18 protein-coding genes and 1 pseudogene are annotated in these 17,099 nt (G+C 68.2%); 5 read left to right on the forward strand and 14 right to left on the reverse strand.

The annotated features are described in order from the left end of the window. The first annotated feature begins 143 nt into the window (after positions 1-143). Together fni and G6N50_RS00300 are read left to right on the forward strand one after the other, a co-directional pair. Positions 144-1,190, forward strand: a complete 1,047-nt coding sequence (gene fni / locus G6N50_RS00295; RefSeq protein WP_083092717.1) for a type 2 isopentenyl-diphosphate Delta-isomerase — start codon at positions 144-146, stop codon at positions 1,188-1,190. A gap of 11 nt (positions 1,191-1,201) precedes the next feature. Continuing rightward, a complete protein-coding gene (locus G6N50_RS00300) occupies positions 1,202-2,452 on the forward strand; it encodes a glycosyltransferase (RefSeq protein WP_083092716.1) in 1,251 nt (416 codons plus the stop codon). Here G6N50_RS00300 and G6N50_RS00305 read toward each other — a convergent pair. The 11 genes and pseudogenes from G6N50_RS00305 to G6N50_RS00355 all read right to left on the reverse strand — a co-directional run bounded on the left by G6N50_RS00305 (position 2,449) and on the right by G6N50_RS00355 (position 11,681). Further along, positions 2,449-3,021 carry a MarR family winged helix-turn-helix transcriptional regulator gene (locus tag G6N50_RS00305; protein ID WP_083092715.1) on the reverse strand — a complete coding sequence of 191 codons (573 nt, stop codon included), beginning with the start codon at positions 3,019-3,021 and terminating at the stop codon, positions 2,449-2,451. The genes G6N50_RS00300 and G6N50_RS00305 overlap by 4 nt on opposite strands. A gap of 220 nt (positions 3,022-3,241) precedes the next feature. Continuing rightward, positions 3,242-3,388, reverse strand: a pseudogene (locus tag G6N50_RS00310) (DUF3140 domain-containing protein); the annotation flags it as partial. Between the two features lie 319 nt (positions 3,389-3,707). Next, positions 3,708-4,097 carry a DUF2784 domain-containing protein gene (locus G6N50_RS00315; RefSeq protein ID WP_083092713.1) on the reverse strand — a complete coding sequence of 130 codons (390 nt, stop codon included), beginning with the start codon at positions 4,095-4,097 and terminating at the stop codon, positions 3,708-3,710. Positions 4,098-4,133: 36 nt separating this feature from the next. Then, positions 4,134-5,144 carry a DUF5914 domain-containing protein gene (locus G6N50_RS00320; RefSeq protein ID WP_083092712.1) on the reverse strand — a complete coding sequence of 337 codons (1,011 nt, stop codon included), beginning with the start codon at positions 5,142-5,144 and terminating at the stop codon, positions 4,134-4,136. Further along, a complete protein-coding gene (locus G6N50_RS00325) occupies positions 5,141-6,667 on the reverse strand; it encodes a hydroxysqualene dehydroxylase (RefSeq protein WP_083092710.1) in 1,527 nt (508 codons plus the stop codon). The genes G6N50_RS00320 and G6N50_RS00325 overlap by 4 nt, the downstream gene beginning before the upstream one ends. Next, positions 6,664-7,383 (reverse strand): class I SAM-dependent methyltransferase, encoded by a 720-nt coding sequence (locus G6N50_RS00330; RefSeq protein WP_083092708.1) that lies wholly within the window; start codon positions 7,381-7,383, stop codon positions 6,664-6,666. Before G6N50_RS00330 ends, G6N50_RS00325 begins: the two co-directional genes overlap by 4 nt. Beyond that, entirely contained in the window at positions 7,370-7,681 is a 312-nt protein-coding gene (locus G6N50_RS00335) for a lycopene cyclase domain-containing protein (protein ID WP_083092706.1), read from the reverse strand. Before G6N50_RS00335 ends, G6N50_RS00330 begins: the two co-directional genes overlap by 14 nt. Then, positions 7,678-8,001 carry a lycopene cyclase domain-containing protein gene (locus G6N50_RS00340; RefSeq protein ID WP_083092705.1) on the reverse strand — a complete coding sequence of 108 codons (324 nt, stop codon included), beginning with the start codon at positions 7,999-8,001 and terminating at the stop codon, positions 7,678-7,680. The genes G6N50_RS00335 and G6N50_RS00340 overlap by 4 nt, the downstream gene beginning before the upstream one ends. Further along, positions 7,998-8,951, reverse strand: coding sequence for a phytoene/squalene synthase family protein (locus G6N50_RS00345; RefSeq protein ID WP_083092703.1), 954 nt, complete (start codon positions 8,949-8,951; stop codon positions 7,998-8,000). The genes G6N50_RS00340 and G6N50_RS00345 overlap by 4 nt, the downstream gene beginning before the upstream one ends. Further along, on the reverse strand, positions 8,948-10,468 hold the full coding sequence (gene crtI / locus G6N50_RS00350; protein ID WP_083092701.1) for a phytoene desaturase family protein: 1,521 nt from the start codon (positions 10,466-10,468) through the stop codon (positions 8,948-8,950). Before crtI ends, G6N50_RS00345 begins: the two co-directional genes overlap by 4 nt. Positions 10,469-10,496: 28 nt before the next feature. Next, positions 10,497-11,681: a polyprenyl synthetase family protein gene (locus G6N50_RS00355; RefSeq protein ID WP_083093102.1), complete on the reverse strand. Its 1,185-nt coding sequence runs from the start codon at positions 11,679-11,681 to the stop codon at positions 10,497-10,499. Positions 11,682-11,918: 237 nt separating this feature from the next. On the opposite strand from G6N50_RS00355, the gene G6N50_RS00360 reads away from it, so the two are divergent. Then, positions 11,919-12,404, forward strand: coding sequence for a MarR family winged helix-turn-helix transcriptional regulator (locus tag G6N50_RS00360; protein WP_083092700.1), 486 nt, complete (start codon positions 11,919-11,921; stop codon positions 12,402-12,404). Positions 12,405-12,428: 24 nt separating this feature from the next. Here the strand turns inward: G6N50_RS00360 and G6N50_RS00365 are convergent, their stop codons facing one another. Continuing rightward, positions 12,429-12,860: an STAS domain-containing protein gene (locus tag G6N50_RS00365; RefSeq protein ID WP_083092698.1), complete on the reverse strand. Its 432-nt coding sequence runs from the start codon at positions 12,858-12,860 to the stop codon at positions 12,429-12,431. A gap of 291 nt (positions 12,861-13,151) precedes the next feature. Between G6N50_RS00365 and G6N50_RS00370 the strand changes: the two genes are divergently transcribed. After that, the gene (locus G6N50_RS00370; protein ID WP_083092697.1) at positions 13,152-13,691 is read left to right on the forward strand and encodes a hypothetical protein; all 540 of its coding nucleotides are present in this window, start codon (positions 13,152-13,154) and stop codon (positions 13,689-13,691) included. A 74-nt stretch (positions 13,692-13,765) separates the two neighbouring features. Beyond that, entirely contained in the window at positions 13,766-14,449 is a 684-nt protein-coding gene (locus G6N50_RS00375) for a phosphodiesterase (RefSeq protein WP_083093100.1), read from the forward strand. Between the two features lie 16 nt (positions 14,450-14,465). Here the strand turns inward: G6N50_RS00375 and G6N50_RS00380 are convergent, their stop codons facing one another. After that, the gene (locus G6N50_RS00380) at positions 14,466-15,821 is read right to left on the reverse strand and encodes a TIGR01777 family oxidoreductase (protein ID WP_083092695.1); all 1,356 of its coding nucleotides are present in this window, start codon (positions 15,819-15,821) and stop codon (positions 14,466-14,468) included. A 20-nt stretch (positions 15,822-15,841) separates the two neighbouring features. Further along, positions 15,842-17,086, reverse strand: a complete 1,245-nt coding sequence (locus G6N50_RS00385; RefSeq protein WP_083093098.1) for a glycosyltransferase family 4 protein — start codon at positions 17,084-17,086, stop codon at positions 15,842-15,844. Positions 17,087-17,099 lie beyond the last annotated feature (13 nt).

The raw sequence follows: 17,099 nt of genomic DNA on the forward strand, positions 1-17,099 counted from the left end.
CAACAACCCTTTCAGTTTGTTAAACATTAATCAACTGAAATGACGCATTGCCGAACTGGCGCGCCGGCGGTACGCACGAGGGGGCACTATGGACATTATGAACGCTGGGTGGGTGCGGTGTCGGACAGGAGAGGGCACCGGCGATGACCGCTGACCGGGGGGAGATGAAAACCCGGAAGCGGCGGCACATCGACGTTTGCCTGAGCGAGCCGGTCGGCTATGACGGCGTCACCACCGGGCTGGAGCGCTATGAATTGCCGTACAACGCGCTGACCCAGACGAATCTGGGCGATATCGATTTGTCCACCAGTTTTTTCGGTGCCGCTTTGCGGTCTCCGATACTAATCGGTGCGATGACCGGGGGCGCCGAGTTGTCCGGGACCATCAACCGGAATCTGGCCGCGGCCGCCCAACAGCTGGGCCTGGGCATGATGCTGGGCTCACAGCGGATCATGTTGGACAGCGCGCTGGGGGAGCGCGCCGCGGGCAGTTTCACGGTGCGCGATGTCGCTCCGGATGTCTTGCTGTTCGGCAACATCGGCCTGGCGCAACTGACGAAGACCGCCGTGCCGGATCTGGCCAAGGCCCTAGACCGGGTGGGCGCCGATGCGCTTGCCGTGCATACCAATCCGCTTCAGGAGGCGATGCAGCACAACGGTGACACCGATTTCTCCGGATCGCTGAGCCGGTTGCGCGAGGCCGCCGACACGATCGACTATCCGGTGCTGCTCAAGGAGGTCGGCCACGGGATCGGTGGCGCGGCGGCCGCGGAGCTTGTCGGCGCAGCTGGCGAATTGCCGGTGGCGGGAATCGATGTCGCGGGTGCCGGAGGCACGTCGTGGTCGCGGGTCGAGCAGTTCGTCCGGTACGGCGAGCTACGCTATCCGCACCTGGCCGATTGGGGCATTCCCACCGCCCGCGCGATCGTGGAGGTTCGTGAGGTGCTACCGACGATCCCGTTGGTGGCCTCCGGTGGCATCCGCACCGGTATGGACGCGGCCAAGGCCCTCGCACTGGGTGCCGATGTGGTGGCGGTGGCGCGGCCGCTGCTGCCCGCGGCGATCGAATCGACTGCCGCCGTTGTCGATTGGCTGCAGCCGTTTATCGACGAGCTTCGAGTCTGCCTGCACGGCTGCGGTGCCGCGAACCTGGCCGGCCTGCGCGATATCGGCCTCACCGGCCTGGCCTAGGTTCGGGCGACGTGGCTGTCATCTTGGCGTACGGCTCACCGGCCCTGGGGCACCTGCTGCCGACCGGCGCGTTGCTCGCCGAGCTGGCCCGGCGCGGCCATGACGTTCATCTGCGCACCATGTCGGCTGGTGTCTCGACGATGCGACCGGTCGGTGTGCACGCCGAGCCGGTCGACCCGGAGATCGAGGCCATTGCCGGGAACGATTGGCAGGCGCGAAACGCATTGGGAGTGTTGAAGTTGTCGATCGATGTGCTCTGCCGGCGAGCGGTGCTGGAAGTCGACGACTTTCGGCGTGCGGTGGACGCGGTGCGGCCGGATGCGGTCATGGTGGATGCGAACTGCTGGGGTGCCTTGTCGGTCGCGGACGCCGGCGACATCGCGTGGCTGCTCTTTTCGCCGTTCACGCCGTATCTGCGGTCCCGGGGAGTGCCGCCGTTCGGTCCCGGAATGCGTCCGCTGCCGGGCGTGGCCGGCGAGATCCGCGACGCCACGGTGCGACCGATCGTCAGGCACCTGTTCGACCGGCCAATGTTGCCCCGTATCAACGCCATTCGTGCCGAGCTCGGCGTCCCACCGGTGGCATCGGTGGACGGCCTCATGCGGCGCGCGTCCCTGGTGCTGGCCGCCGGCGGAGAGCCGTTCGAGTATCCGCATCCTGATTGGGCCGGTGTGGTGTACCACATCGGCGCATGCGTATTCGAGCCCGCACCGACGGTGACGCCGGAGTGGATCGAGGCGATCGATCGTCCGATGGTGCTGGTGAACACCTCCTCGCTCCGGCAGGCCGACGAGTCGCTGGGGCGAATTGCCCTGCGGGCGCTGGCCGACGAGGACGTTCACGTGGTGGCGACGTTCCCGGCCGGGATACCCCCCGGTCTGCCGCGACCGGCGAACGCGACCGTCTGCCGATTCGTGCCGCATGCGGCCATCCTCGACAAGGCCAACTGCGCCATCACCCACGGGGGAATGGGCACGACGCTGAAGGCGCTCGACCGCGGCGTGCCGGTCTGTGTGGTGCCTTTCGCGCGCGACCAGGCCGAGGTCGCGCGGCGGGTGGAGGTCGCCCGTTGCGGTACCCGACTGGCCGCGAAGAGGCTCACTCCGGCGCGGTTGAGGGTCAAGGTGCGCGAGGCAATGACGATGGTCGCGGGTGCGCACCGGGTGGCCGCCGGATTCGCCGCAACGGGAGGTGTGGCCCGCGGCGCCGACCTGATCGAGCAGCGGCTACTGGGCTGCGCGGCCGAGTGGCCGGTGCACTAATTGCCGCGTTTTGCCGGATTGCGGCTGCCTTTTGCCGTCGCGCGCTTCGGTTCGGTGGCGGGGGATGGCTTGGGACTCGGTGTGGCGAGTCGGGATTCGAAGCCGGCCATCGCCTCGGTCATCGCGGTGAACACCCGGTGCGCCGCCGCCAGGTCGCGATCGGGAAGGTGGGCGAGGGCGGTATGCAGCTCGGCGCCAAGGGGAGTGAAAAACGACCGGGCAAGCGCCATCCCCGATTTCTCGTAGCGCAGCAGGGTCTTGCGCCGGTCCTGGGGATCGGGTTCGCGCCGGACGTGGCCGGCGTCGATCATGCGATCGACGAGATAGGTGATCGCCGCCGGTGACACGTCCATGCGCCGCCGCAGCTGCGCCGCGGTCAACGGTTCTCCGGCCGTTTCGGCGACCATGATGTGCAGCAACGCGTGGAAATCCGTGCCACTGACGGCGTTTTGGCGGGCGAAGTGGCGGCCGATGCGGTCGGACTGCGCCGTGATCGCACGCATGTCGGCCGACATCAATTTCTCGAGTTCGGCTCGGTCCGATCGGTTGTCGGCGGCGCGCTTGGTCACTTTCCCGCATCCTTCGTGGAAGATACGCTGGCCAGCGTATCGGCGACCGCAATTCGCGGCCGGCGAAACGGTCGGGCGTTTCTCCTCTGTAGCCCGTTGCAGGCCAATGCTGAGAGCAAGCACGCCCCGCAGCCGTTGCCGGTGCAATCGGTGGCCATCAGCCTACGGCACCAGCGAAGGATGACCTCGCGGCGGCTCAGCCGGCGCCGAGCGGGCAATATCAGGACTTTGCGGGATCGTGGCCGCAGTTCATCAACGAGTAGCGCCACGGGCGCTCGTCGATCTCGCCGTGCGGACGTTGTGCCAGGTGACGCTTGGCGTGGCCGGCGACCTTTCGCATGTGCGCGTAGTCGGCCTCGGTGAGCTCTCTCCCCCTTTTGGCCTATGGCATGCCCGCGACACGGGGACCCTAATCGTCAATCTCGGGATTCAAGTCATTCATCAACTGAATGGTTAAGCAGCTGCGGCGAGGCCCGTGGCGTTGCGTGCCGGTTTGAACGAGTGCGCCTCGGGTATCTGATGTGACGATGACCTTGATCGAGACGACGCGGCGCGCGCGGCGCGCGGAGCGCAAAGTGCTGCGCCTGCAACGGCGTTTGTGGCTTGCTCAGTTGGCCATGTGGCCCACCGTGATCGCGCTGGCGGTGCTGCTGCTGGCCGGTGTGCTGTGGGTGGTGCGGCGGCGGTCAACCGGCGGTCGGCACGCCGCGAGTCCCGCGGCCAACGGCGCGGCGGACCAATACGGCCCATGAGATGGCGGCGGCGGCAAAGGCCACCGTCTGTGCGGCCCCGACGCGGTCGGCGGGGACGAATCGTCCCGTCACGTAGCGGTCGATGAACCCCGACGTGGGTAGGGGATCCATGTTCGCGCGCCGGCGGGCCCACGACTCCAGTGATGTCAGCGGGCAGCCCAGCTCGAACACCACGACCGCGACACCCCAGGCAACCGCCGGTACGTGCACCACGATGGTCCTCGGCCAGCGCAATGCGAGGAAACCTCCGCTCGGCACGTACAGCAGGTATGCCAGGTGGGCGCCAACGGTCGCTGCGACGGCAGCCGCGTAGGGCTTCTGCACGCTTGAATTCTTCCACGCGCACCCCCGGCGGCGGGGTTAGCCGAGTCCGGCGCGGACCTGGTATCGGCGTTCGGCATAGGCGAGGTCGTCGCGCCAGAGCTTGGTGGCCGCATAGCGCATGAACGGGGTGATCAGTGCCTCGGCCCGGGAGGCGCGCTGGAAACCGGGCCGGTCCGAGTGCGCGATGGTGGCCTCCAGGACTGCGGTGCGCGGCCGGCCGTCAGGTCCCGGACCCATTGGCGTCGCGTGGGTTTCGACGACGCTGCCCGTACCCTCTCCGTCCACGATGCGCATGACGATGGTGCGTGCCTCCGGGCAACTGAACTCCGCGACGACGGGTACGCCCAGGGGTCCCATCCGGAATGTCACCGCCACCAGGAACCGGTCGACCTGTTCGGTGGGCGTCGTGAGCACGTCGAGCCGGGTGAACGAGTAGGGGTGAAACCACGCGCCGTGCCACGGATCGAGCCGGTTGGCGATGATGTCGCTCGGTTCGCACACACCCACCATGTGGGCGACCGCGCTCAGGTTGTCGCCGGTCGGCCGTTGCGGAATCACCGGCCGGTCCAGGGGTTCCTCTTTGGCCACCGCATCGAGCCGCACCCATGCCAGGACGCCGTCGTCGTGACTGGGCAGGGGGCTCCAGCCGAATTCGCGAGAGCGTCCGTCCAGGGTCAGCCCGTGCCAGCGGCAGATCAGCGAGCCCCGGTGCACGGTGCCGGTGGCAAGGTCGGCCCCCAGATGGGGACAACTGCGCGGCCCCACACACAGCCGGCCCTGCTCGTCACGCCAGGCGACGACGTCGACGCCGGCGACCCGCGTGCCGAAGGGCCGCCCGACGGGCACCTGGCGGCTGGCGGCGAACGCGTACCAGTTCCCGGTGGGTCTGCGTTGGGAGCGTTGCAGCGCGGCCTCGATGATGGCGGGTTGCGCGTCGCGATATGTCGGGCGCTGATCGGCCCATGACATGCGCGGGATCACCTGCAGCGGCCACCCTTTGGTCCGGGCGGCGGACCAGCGTTGTTGAAGCTGTTCGCGGATCTTCATTTTCGGGTGGATCTTTCGCGGGCGGCAAGCCATCGCAGCAGTGGCGACCGGCCTTGGGTGGGTACCGTGGTCAACGGGTGTCCGGCTAGACCCCATCGTTGCAAAAGTTGGTTCGCGGCGCACCAGCCGGTGGTGGCGGCGCGCTCCATGAGCGCCACCGGCAAGTCGATCCGGATGGCGTCGCCGGCCAGCAGTAGGCCCGGCGTGGGGGTGATGACCGTCGGGCGGTGAGGGTAGGTGCCGGGCGAAAACAGCGGGCAGTCGCTGCGATGCAACAGCTTCTCGTGAACGATCTGTGCCGCAGCGGTTTCCGGATACACCCTGTGCAGTTGTCGCAGCGCGGCGGCGCGGGACGGCGCGGAATCCAATGCATACGAATGCAGTTCGACGACGGAGCCGTGATGCTCGGCCGCCCAGTCGCGCGCTTCGTTTTCGTAGCGCTCCAGCACGCTGATGTTGTCGAGCGGTTCGTGTCCGGCCGTACCCAGAAACGCCGGCCGGTGCGCCGCGACCGGGCGGTCGAGCCACAACCGATGCACGGCGAAGGGCGGCGCGGTGCGCAGCCTCGCTATCCGGGCGCGCCAGTCGTCGGTGCCCAGGGCGCTGGACGCCGCAACGATTCGCTGTAAACCCGCGATGTCGGTGGCCAACACGACGGCGTCGACGTCGGAGTGGTCATCGGCATCGGTGTGTACCCGAAAGGCCCCCGCCGATTCCGTGTCGATGCTCAGGACCTTGGTGGCGAGCCGGAACCGCACGCCTCGCCCCTCGAGGTAGCCGCGCAACGGCTGCCACAGGGCGCTGTCGTAGTTCGCGCACGGCACGTCGAAGATCAGGCCTTCGGACGACCCCAGGAAGTAGATGTGGAACATGGTCGCCAGCTCGGCCGCGGAGAGCTTGGAGGGGTCGGCGAAGAAGCTGCGCGAAAACACCTCGAACGCCAGATGCCGTGCGGCCTCGGGGAATCGGATGTCCTCGAGAAACGTTGCGGCGTCGGTGTTATCGAGTCGCTGGTACGTGCCGGGCACCGATACCGCCGCCAGTGGTGCGGCCGCGCGGGCGTCGATGCGGGTGAAGTCACGCAGCCGGAACGTCGGACTGCGCGCCGCGAAGACGACGGCGTTCCACGGCGGGGTGCGCGGCAGCCCGCGAAAGCTGTCGCGCCGGCCCGCCCCGTCGATGAGCGGATAATCCTCGACGGGCGTGAGCATCCGCAATTGCGGGTCGATTCGCTTCAGCAGCGCGCGCAGGTTGTAGTACTGCCGGAAGAATGCGTGGAAGCCGCGGTTCATCGCGAGCTCGGCGCCGCCGTCCGGCTCCGTCCAGCCCCCCACCCGGCCGCCGAGGTAGTGCTCGCGTTCGAAGACCTCGACGGCCACGCCGCGCTCAGCCAGCCCGGTGGCGGCCGTCAGCCCGGCGATCCCGCCGCCGATGACGGCCACCCGCGGGCGGGACGGCAGCGCACCGGCGTCCGGTGATCCCGTTGGCGCGGCGAATGTTCGGCGACGCCGGTCGGCGGTCATAGCGGCGCATCCGCCAGGAAGGTGTGCACGATGTTGGCTTCCCAGCCGGGCATCGTCTCGCTGTGCACCGCGGTGAAGCCGGCGCCGGCCAGGCGATCCCGAAACCGTGCGGCACCGTCGAACGCCAGCACGCTGCGCCACAGGTAGCGGTACAGCCCGGCGTCCCGGGTGCGCCACCACCCGGCGGGAATGATGATGCCCCAGCACACGGCGTGCCAGATGCGGGTGGCCGCGGGGGAGTCGCGCACCGAATATTCGTGCACCGCCAACGTGGCGCCCGGGCGCAACAGCTCGCGGAATTTGCGCAATTGGTCGTCGCGGTCGGCGACGTTACGAATCAGGTAGGCGGCCAGGATGCCGTCAAACGGTCCGGTGATCCCGTGCTCGGCCAGTTGTTCGACGGGGGAGTGCACGAAGCGCACCGAGTCGGGCCAGTCCTTGGCGAGCGCCGCGTCGAGCATTCCGCGCGACGCGTCGACGGCGACGATGTCGGCCTCGGGCGCGACCGCGAGCAGCGCGGCCGTCGAAGCGCCCGTTCCGCATCCGGCATCGAGTAACCGTAATCCCTTGCCGCGCCCGGGGATCCGCATCCGTCGCGCCGACAAGGCCAGCTGCGCATGGTAGCCGGGGCTGGCGCCGACCAGGCGGTCGTAGGCCGCCGCACCCGCGTCGAACGCGGCCGCCAGCTCACCGGCGCCCGCATCACTGACGCGCACGTTGCCGTTCCCACAGCAGCAGCACCGCGGTGACCAACGCGAAGCCGAACAGAAAGTCCTCGACCGGGATGTCGAACGGGAACCGCACGCCGCTCAATTGCCGATCGTCGTAGATGACGATGGGGGAGCTGAGCTTGGTCAGCCAGCCGTCCACCGGGATCTGGAATCCCAGCACGATCAGCATCGACAGCCAGTACGCCGGCCGCCGGAAGAGCCCCGTGCGCAGCATCGCCAATTCCAGTGCGCAGACCAGCAATACCGCCAGCGCGGCGGGCAAGGTGTAGCCGAGGCCGGTCATCGGCGGTTCACCTTTTCCAGAAGGGTGCTCACGGCGTTGAAGGTCAGCAACGCGCACACCGGAATGACGAGGAAGAACAGCACCTCTTCGATCGGCACCCGGAACGGGATGCTCAGGCCGCACAGGTAGGCGCGGTCGTAGGTCCACACGTGCGCGGCGACCGCGATCTCATCCCACACCAGGAACGCCGCGGCCACCGGCACTACCGCCTTGATGACCCGTCGCCACTGCCGGTAGACGCCGGGGCCGAAGATTTCCAGCGGCGCGGTGATCACCAGGCATGCGGCCAGCACCGCCAGGTATTGCCACCGATCGCTCATGCGGCCCCCGAGTGACGATCGTCGGACGCGCTGTTCCGCGCCTGCCACGACCGTATCAGTCCCACACCGGCGACCCGAAGCCGTCGGGCCTTGCCGACGGTGGCCCGGCGATCGAACACCGCGAAGTCGCTTTTCTCGATGCAGTCCAGGATCTCCGAATACAGTGCTGCCGCGGTTTCGACGCACGGTCGTGACCGGGGGGCGAGGGTGGCGATCCCGTTCACGGCGAATCGGTATGTCTGCCGGGTGATTTCGTGCTGTGCGACCAGGGCCCGGCGCACCCGCGGATCGGTGCGGCGATGCGTGTGGCACCACGTCAACAGCTCTCTGTCGACCCCGTCGGCGGCCAGTTCGTCGGCCGGCAGGTAAACACGGCCGCGCTGCAGGTCCTCGTCGATGTCACGCAAAAAATTGGTGAGCTGGAACGCCCTGCCCAGCGCCGCGGCGTAGGGCGCCGCATCTTCCGTGGGCGTAACCGTCCCCAATATCGGAAGCACTTGCAGCCCAATGGCTTCCGCTGACCCCCGCATGTAGCGGTTGAGGGCCGTTCGGTCGGGATAGTCGGTGACCGTGAGGTCCATCCGCATCGACGACAGAAAATCCTCGAACAGTTCGGCGCTGATTTGATAGCGCCGCACGGTGTCGGTCACCGCGGCGACCAACGGATCGTCGAGGTGGGCACCACCGGAAAAGAACCGCTCCGACAGCTGCTGTAGCCGTTGGGCGCGGATGTCGGTGCCGACCCGCGGATCGAGATCGTCGAGGATGTCGTCGGCGTAGCGGGCGAAGCCGTACAGCGCGTGCACGGGTGGCCGCTGGTCGGGCGCGAGCAGCCGGGTGGCCAGAAAGAAGGTGCGGCCGTGCGCGGCGTTGAGTTCGCGGCACTGGCGATATCCGTCGCGCAGCCGCGGATCGTCGATCCCGGCCGCGGTCAACTCGCCTCGTATCATGGCAACCCGGCTTTCATGTCGAAGTGCGCCGCCGACCGCTTGCCGACGCCGGTGACGCGATCGGCGGCGAGCCGCCCGGAGATCAGCGTGGTCGGAACGCCGACACCGGGCACCGTGGAGGACCCGGCCAGCACCGCGTTGTCGATGCCACGCACCATGTTGCCCGGACGAAACGGTCCCGTTTGAGCGAAGGTGTGGGCGAGCGCGAACGGGCTGCCGGCCGTCATGCCGCGGCGCGCCCAATCGGCGGGCGTGACGATACCCAAAACCGTTGCGTCGTGCGGCAAACCGGGCAACAACCGGTCGGCGACGCGCGTGATCATGTCCTCGACGTAGGCGTCCCCGGTGCTGGCCCAATCGATGGCGCCCCGATCCAGGTTCGGCGCCGGGGCGAGCACGTAGAGCAGATCGCGCCCCTCCGGAGCCAGGGTTGGGTCGCTGGCCGTCGGCCGCGTGACCAGCAACGACGGGTCCCGCATGAGTCGTCCGTCGTCGACGATGTCGGTGAAGGTCTGATCCCATGCCTTGCCGAACAGGATCGTGTGGTGGGCCGTCTCGGGTTCGACGGCGGGACAACCCACGTGCGCCACGACGGCCGAGGGCGAGGGCCGCAGCCGCACGGCGCGACGGGGTGCGCGGCCCAGCAGCGCGTAGGTCTGCGGCAGTTCGGTGGTCAGCACCACCGCGTCGCAGGCAATGGGTCCGGATTGCTCGGTGACCACGGCGCTGACCCGGCTTCCGGTGCGTTCGAGCGCGGTAACGGTTGCGCCGTAACAGAATCGGACGCCGGCGTCGGCGGCGGCCGCGGCCAGGGCGTCAGGCAGCGCGCGTACACCGCCGCGCGGAAACACCACACCCGAGATGGTGTCCATGTAAGCGATCACGGCGTACACGGCCAACGCGTCGCGGGGCGCCACGCCCGCGTACAGCGATTGGAACGTGAAGATCCGCTGCAGCCGTGGGTCGCTGATGAACCGTTTGACCATCCGGTCCCACTTGCGGAAGCCGCCGATCGCCGTCAGCTGCGCCAACTGCGGGGTGAGCAGCGACAGCGGCGAATCGAAGTTCGCGGCGATGAAGCCGTCGAATTCGGTGCGGTACAGCCGAGTCAGCCACTCCCGGAGCCGCCGATAGCCGGCTGCCTGCCCGAAGCCAGCGAACTCAGCGACGGCGTCGGCCATCCGATCTGCGTCGCTGTGCACGTCCAGTGCGCTGCCGTCGGCGAACACGGCACGGTAGGCCGGATCGACCGTCAGCAATTCCATCCGGTCGCCGAGTCGTTCGCCGACGGCCGCGAACGCCTCGTCGATGATGTCCGGCATGGTGAGCACCGTCGGCCCCGTGTCGATCCGATAGCCGTCGATGTCCAGCCGACCGGCCCGCCCGCCCGGCCACGGCTCGCGCTCCACCACCGTTACCGCGCGGCCCCGGCCGGCCAGGTGCAGCGCCGCGGAAAGGCCGGCCAGCCCGGCGCCGACCACCACCACGTGATCTCCGCGCCCTTGGATGGTCCGCATGCTCAACAGTCTCCCCGGTTGGTCCCACTCATACGGCGCGATCCGTGCAGAATGCCGCCATTTCGCCCAGCGCGGTGCGGACGGGCTCGTCGATCGGCAAGTCGCTGAGATGGCCGCAGGCGGAAGTGACGCGGTCGCCGATCATCTCCTCGATCAGCCGCACCGCTCCCGTCTCGACGATCAGCGCTTTCCACCTGTCGATCGCGTTGTCGTCGAGGGTTTCACGATTCGCGAGCTCGTGGAGTTCACGCCGGGTCGGCGCGTCGGCGAGCTGGTGGGCGGCCACCACAACGCTGGTCGCCTTGCGCTCGAGCAGATCGCCCGCACAGGGCTTGCCGGTTATCGCCGGCGAGCCGAAAACGCCGAGCATGTCGTCGCGTAGCTGGAATGCCTCCCCGACGGCGGCGCCGTACCGGCCCAGCTGAGACAGTGTGCGATCGTCACACTCGCCCATCGCCGCACCGATTTCCAGCGGCCGGCGCACGGTGTAATTGCCCGACTTGCGCCGCGCCACGTCGAGCACGACTTCCAGCCCGGGCATCTGTCGCGCGTCGTTGGTCAGGTCGGCGAATTGCCCGACGGCGAGTTCGGTCCGCATGGCGTCATAGCGAGGCCAGACCCGTTGCAGGCGACGAGGCTCGACGCCGCTGTCGCGCAGCATCTGTTCGGCCCAGATCAGGCAGAGGTCGCCCAGCAGAATGGCGGCCGATTCGCCGAATCGCCGCGACGAGCCGGACAATCCGCGCTCGCGATGCCATTGGCCGAATTGCCGGTGCGCCGACGGTCGACCGCGCCGTTCGTCGGAACCATCCATCACGTCGTCCTGCAGCAGCGCAAAGGCGTGCAACAACTCGAAACTGGCCGCGGCCCGCAGTGCCGCGTCGTCGGGCGGCGCGCCGCACAGCCAGCCCAGGTACACAAACGTCGATCGCAGGCACTTACCGCCGGACACGAACTCCACCAGAATGTCGCCGGCGGCGTCGATGCGTGCATCGTCGAGTTCGCCGACGCGGCGGGCGGCGACGAAATCGGCGAGGTCACCCAAGACCATCCGCCGCACATTCGATCGCCATGCTTCGAAGTCGTCGGCGCTGAGCCAGCCGATCGCCACGGGCGGCGACGTTGTGGCAGGTGAAAACGACAAAGCTCCCATAGTGCCCAAGCGCTCCCTCCGAGACGGCTTGGCATGCCCGGGTCCAGCGTCCCCAAACACACGCGTCATACCCGCCGACGAGGCGGGTAAAACGACAGCGCGAGTCGTCAGACGCGCCCTCGCGGCGCCCGCTACGGCATACCACCTTGTTCAATAACTTAAACATTAATTTAATGAACTTTGCGCCGCTACGCCAGCCCAGGCGAACGATTCGTCGTGGGTGGCCGGCCGAGTATGCACCCGCTTAAATATTAAGTAACTGAAATGTCAGCCCGATCGGCATATGCTCACAGCGTTATGGACGCTGATGCGCGCGATGAGCTGGAGTCGCTGATCTCGGCCGATCTGAGGGAGCTGTCAACCGAGTCCGATCAGATCGGCCAGTTGTTCGCGCTGGTACACAGCCTGCGACCCAATGATTTTCGTGCCCTGCTTTACATCATGGTGGCAGAAGCGGCTGGGCGGCCGATGACCTCGAGCGACCTCAGCCAGCGGATGGGACTCTCAGGCTCGGCGATCACCTACCTGGTGGACCGGTTGATCGACGCCGGCCATATCCGTCGCGACACCCACCCGGCAGACCGCCGAAAGGTCATGTTGCGCAACGATGAATCAGGTCTTACCACCGCCCGGTCGTTCTTCGGTCCGCTGAACGCGCACACCCGAGTGGCGCTCGCCGGCCTACCCGATGCGGACTTGACCGCCGCGCACCGGGTTTTCGCCGCCCTGATAGACGCGTTGCACTGCTTTCAGGACGAATTGGGCGAAGAGGCCAAAGCCTAACCGCCGCAACGACATAGGCGAACCTTACGAGGCAACGCCGTGCGCGGCCGGTGCCTGAGCTGGTCGTGGCCGGGCCAGGTCGGAAAGGAACTGTCGTCGGGCCGCCAGGATGTCCTCGAGGTTCTGGAAGGCCTCGGGCACCGAGCCGGCGATCGGCAACCCGTTGTGATGCACGATGCGTAACAGGGGGCGAATAGCGACGCCGGCGACCACGCTGGAGTGCACGCACGCCCTGCGAAGCTCGTCATTAAGCACGAGCAGGGCCCGAAAACCCGCCACGCTGACAAAGCGCAGATGGCTGAGGTCAAGGACGAGCGGCGTCTTGAGCCGGGCGAACTTTCGGATCGCCTGGGTGAGCTCGTCCGCGTTGGAGGCGTCGATCTCTCCGTCGACGCGCAGCAGCGCGCCGAGATTGCGCGCATAGACGAACAGGTGTGCCCGGCCGAAGTGAGCCATGTACCGGGGGCCATGTTGGTCCGCCGAGTTTGCGGAGCGAATAGCAGCCATGAGAGCGCCTATCGAATGTCGGTGGCAAGGGAGTGACCGGTGTTTGCGCACCGCTCCCGCCGGAGACGCAGCTGTGAACTCAACCTGTTCAGCAGCCTACCGCCGCGGCGAGCGATGGGATATCGATCTTTCGAAACCGGCGCGGGCCGAGCGTGGTTTGTCCCCCTCGGGGGTGGATATACGCGTGTTCAACAACAAACGCGGTCTACCCCCTGAGGACGTGAGGGGTGATGCGTCCCAATGGAAGAGCTCGGACGCCGGTGGTGCCGGCTGGCGATCGCATCCGCATTCACGACGCTGCTCTTTGCCGCACCGCGTCAGGCGGTGGCCGACCCGGGGAGCACGGACACCTCGATGCTGCCGGTGGAATACGAAGTCATCGCGATCGCGCCGGGCGTGACGGCCACCGACGTGCTGCCGACGGGGCGCCATCTGGGATCCGCACCGGGAACCCGCGCGCAAGCCGGGATGCCGGTGTGCCAGCTGCGCAGCGCGACCGGCCAACGATGCGGCTCGGTCAGCTCAGTGGGTGACGGCCGCTTCGCCATCACCGACATGACCCCGGACCGCCGGGACTTCGGCGGTCCGGTCTACACCCTGACCGACGACAACAATGCCGTGATCGTGGGATTGGTCGAGGGCACCTGGAAGTCCTCGCCCCAGATCGAGTCGTGGCAGGCGGTCATGGCGCAGGTCTACATCGACAGCCACACCTACAGTCCGCAACAACAGTTGCCCGCTCCGCGGATGATCAGCAGGCGGGCGTTTGTATCGCGGTAATAGTCAGGCCACCATCGCGGAAGTGGTGGTGCATGCAACGGTTTCCGCCGGCACAGAATGGGAATCCGCCGCCGGTGAATGTTTTCGAACTTGCGGCGCTGCCGTTTCAGTGGGGCTCCGCCATCCGGGGTAAACGGTTCTTCCATCCGAGCGGGGTCCTGGCGGAGGGCTTCATCGAACGGGTTGCCCCCGCGGGCAAGGGCTTGCCGATCGCGTCGTCGGAGATCGTTGCGCGGGTGTCCAAGGCCACCGGCACGCCGGGGGTGCTGCCCGACTTCATCGGGTTGGCGTTCCGGGTGCCCGCCCCGCCGCCGGCGGACAAGCCTTGGGACGTCCTGCTCGTCTCGTCGGGGTCGGGGGTGTTGTCGCGCGCGGTGGCGCTGCGCCCGGCCACCTCGTGGAACGGTCAGACGCTGACCACGCTGATGCCGCTGCACTATCAGAACAACAATTGGTGGCTGCGGGCCCGAACCTCGCGCGAGATCGGCGGCGCCGGCCTGTCCCTGGACAGCGTCCGGGCCAAGCTCGAGCGCAGCCACATCCAGGTGACGCTCGATCAAGCTTGCGGCAGAGGCGATTTCACACCGCTGGCCCGCATCACGCTGACCACTGCCATCGACCCCGAACGCGACGAGGACGTGTCGTTCGACCCCGTCGTCAACACGGCGCCCGGCCTGAGTCTGCACCCGAGGTGGCTCGCCGACCTGCGCGCCCGGGCCTATCAGCACAGCCGCGAGGGCAGGGACGCCGAGGACTGACAGCCCCGACGGGTCGTCAGCGGGTGCGGCCCAACAGGTGACGTAGGGCCTGATCGAGGTCGGGCTGGCGGAACCGGTGTCCGGCGGCGGCGAGCTTGGCGGGAGCCACCCGCTGGCTCGCGCACGCAAGTTCGCGGGCACCCTGTCCGCCCAGCAATAGCCGCGGCCCCAGCGAGGGGACCGGTAACACCGCCGGCCGGTGCAGCACCCCCGCCAGCGTGGCGGTGTACTCACTGTTGCGGACCGGTTGTGGCGCAACGGCGTTCACCGGCCCCGACATCGTGGCATCCCACAGCGCACGGTGATAGACGTCCACCAGGTCGTCGATCCCGATCCAAGACAGCCATTGTCGACCGTCACCCAGCCGGCCGCCGAGCCCGGCGCTGAACAGCGGGCGCATCAGCTTCAACGTGCCCCCGGCGGGCGATTGCACGATGCCGGTGCGCACCTGCACCACCCGCACCCCGGCCTGCTGGGCGGGCACCGTCGCCTGCTCCCAGTCGGCCACCACGTCGGCCAGAAATCCGTCGCCGCGATCGCTGTCCTCGGTGAGCGTCTCATCGCCACGGTCATAGCCGTAGTAGCCGATCGCCGACGCCGAGAGCAGCACGGCGGGCTTCGCGTCGCCGCGGCCCAGCAGTTCGGACAGCCGCCGAGTGGGCCCGATCCTGCTGTCCCGGATGGCCTGCCGGTGTTTGTCGGTGAACCGGCCGGCGATCGAGGCGCCCGCCAGGTGGATCACCGCGTCGATCCCGTCGAACAGCCGCGGGTCGGGATCGTCGGGGTTCCACCGTCGCTCGTCATCGCCGCGCGCGTCGTGCCGGACCAGCGCGATGACCCGATGGCCGCCCGTGCGCAGGAAGGCGGTCAACGCCGAGCCGACCAGCCCCGAGGATCCGGTGACTCCGATCGTCATCGGCCGCAGCCCGTTCTCGGCGGCCAGCCGGTGAGCGGCCAGATCGTCGGCCAGCTGCCGGTGCCGGTAGTCGAACATGGGCCGCAGCAGCGAGCCGGGCACCGGGGTGTCGACCCGGTCGATCACCCTGGTGCGGTTGTCACCGAGGTCTTCGAATTCGTGGGTGTGGCGCCAGCGCACGGCAATTCGCGCCGGGAGCGTGGCCAGGCCGTCGCCGCCGATTGTGTCGACGAAGCGCCGCGGCGGGTCGTAGCCGTCGGGCTGATGGACGGCGACCCAGCGCAGGCCGCCGGGCAGTGCCAGGACAGCGCGCCCGTCCTTGAGCGAATCCGCCTCGCTGACCAGCCGCATGGGTGACCACGGCGGCGAGAGGCGATTGAACGCCCCCGGCCTGGCGTACCAGTCGAAAACGTCGGTGATGGGAGCGTCCACGACGCTCGAATAGTCCAGACCCATCCCTCGACGTTAGGAACGTGCTAGCGGTTCGGCAAGGCGTGCTCGACGATGGGCAGCCGGGCCTGCGGCTGCCGCACTCCGCGTTTGGCCGACAGATACACCTGCGCGGTCTTGTCGGCCACCGTGTGCCAATCGAAATCCGACGTGAGTCGTTCGCGTGCGGCGTGGGCACGCCGCTGCGCGGCCTGCGGGTCGTCGAGCACGGTGCGCACCGCCGCGGCCAGCCGGGCCACGTCGCGGGGCGGACACGACACACCGGTCCGACCGTTGATCACCGCCTCACCCAGGCCGCCGATGTTCGACGTCACCAGGGGAGTGCCGGCAGCGGCCGCCTCCAGCGCCACGATCCCGAACGGCTCGTAATGACTGGGCAGCACCGCAGCGTCGGCGCGATGCAGGACCGCCAGCAGCTCCGCGTGCTGGAGGTGCCCGACGAACCGGATCGCCTTGAGCACCCGGTGTTTACGCGCTTGCTCGACGAGCCAGCCCTGCTGGGTGCCCTCGCCGGCGATGGTCAGCGTGGTTCCGGGGTGGGTGCGTCTGATCCGCGGCAGCGCGGCGATGACGTCGTGCACACCCTTCTCGTATTCCAGCCGGCCCAGGTAGAGCAGTTCGGCCGGCCCGGTGCGTGGCCTGCGCGCGGCGTACGGCCACCGCGCCGTCTCGATGCCGTTGCAGATCACCGTGATCTCGGCCAGCCCGGGACCGAACAGCTCGGTGATCTCGTCGGCCATCGACGCCGAACACGTGATCAGCGAGTCGGATTCACGCACCAGCCACGATTCGACCGCATGCACCTGACGGCTGACCACACCGCTGACCCAGCCGGAATGCCGACCGGCTTCGGTGGCATGGATCGTGGAAACCATTGGCGCATCGTAGAATTGGGCGAGCGCGATCGCCGGGTGGGCCACCAGCCAGTCGTGGGCGTGCACGACGTCGGGCCGCCAGGCCCGGTTGGTGCCCGGCTTCGTCAGGGGCAGCCCGGCCCGAATCATGGAGTGGCCCATGGCCAGCGTCCAGGCCATCATGTCGGTGCCGAAGGTGAATTCGTGCGGATCCTGCGCGGCCGCGATCACCCGGACGCCCTCGCTGATGTGGTCGGACGACGGATGGCTGCGCGGATCGGTCCCGGTGGGTCGGCGGGACAGCACGACGACGTCGTGACCCGCGGCGGCCAGCGCGGTCGACAGGTGATGCACGTGCCGGCCGAGCCCGCCGATCACCACCGGCGGGTACTCCCACGACACCATCAGGATTTTCACGCCGCGGCCCGCC

Source organism: Mycobacterium mantenii (assembly GCF_010731775.1).
GTDB classification, from domain to species: Bacteria; Actinomycetota; Actinomycetes; order Mycobacteriales; family Mycobacteriaceae; genus Mycobacterium; species Mycobacterium mantenii.

Bases quoted from the DNA above. Each gene is read 5' to 3' on its own strand.
- fni (WP_083092717.1), top strand. From the start codon at position 144: ATGACCGCTGACCGGGGGGAGATGAAAACCCGGAAGCGGCGGCACATC.
- G6N50_RS00320 (WP_083092712.1), bottom strand. From the start codon at position 5,144: ATGAAGATCCGCGAACAGCTTCAACAACGCTGGTCCGCCGCCCGGACC.
- G6N50_RS00325 (WP_083092710.1), bottom strand. From the start codon at position 6,667: ATGACCGCCGACCGGCGTCGCCGAACATTCGCCGCGCCAACGGGATCA.
- G6N50_RS00335 (WP_083092706.1), bottom strand. From the start codon at position 7,681: ATGACCGGCCTCGGCTACACCTTGCCCGCCGCGCTGGCGGTATTGCTG.
- G6N50_RS00340 (WP_083092705.1), bottom strand. From the start codon at position 8,001: ATGAGCGATCGGTGGCAATACCTGGCGGTGCTGGCCGCATGCCTGGTG.
- G6N50_RS00345 (WP_083092703.1), bottom strand. From the start codon at position 8,951: ATGATACGAGGCGAGTTGACCGCGGCCGGGATCGACGATCCGCGGCTG.
- crtI (WP_083092701.1), bottom strand. From the start codon at position 10,468: ATGCGGACCATCCAAGGGCGCGGAGATCACGTGGTGGTGGTCGGCGCC.
- G6N50_RS00360 (WP_083092700.1), top strand. From the start codon at position 11,919: ATGGACGCTGATGCGCGCGATGAGCTGGAGTCGCTGATCTCGGCCGAT.
- G6N50_RS00365 (WP_083092698.1), bottom strand. From the start codon at position 12,860: ATGGCTCACTTCGGCCGGGCACACCTGTTCGTCTATGCGCGCAATCTC.
- G6N50_RS00370 (WP_083092697.1), top strand. From the start codon at position 13,152: ATGGAAGAGCTCGGACGCCGGTGGTGCCGGCTGGCGATCGCATCCGCA.
- G6N50_RS00380 (WP_083092695.1), bottom strand. From the start codon at position 15,821: ATGGGTCTGGACTATTCGAGCGTCGTGGACGCTCCCATCACCGACGTT.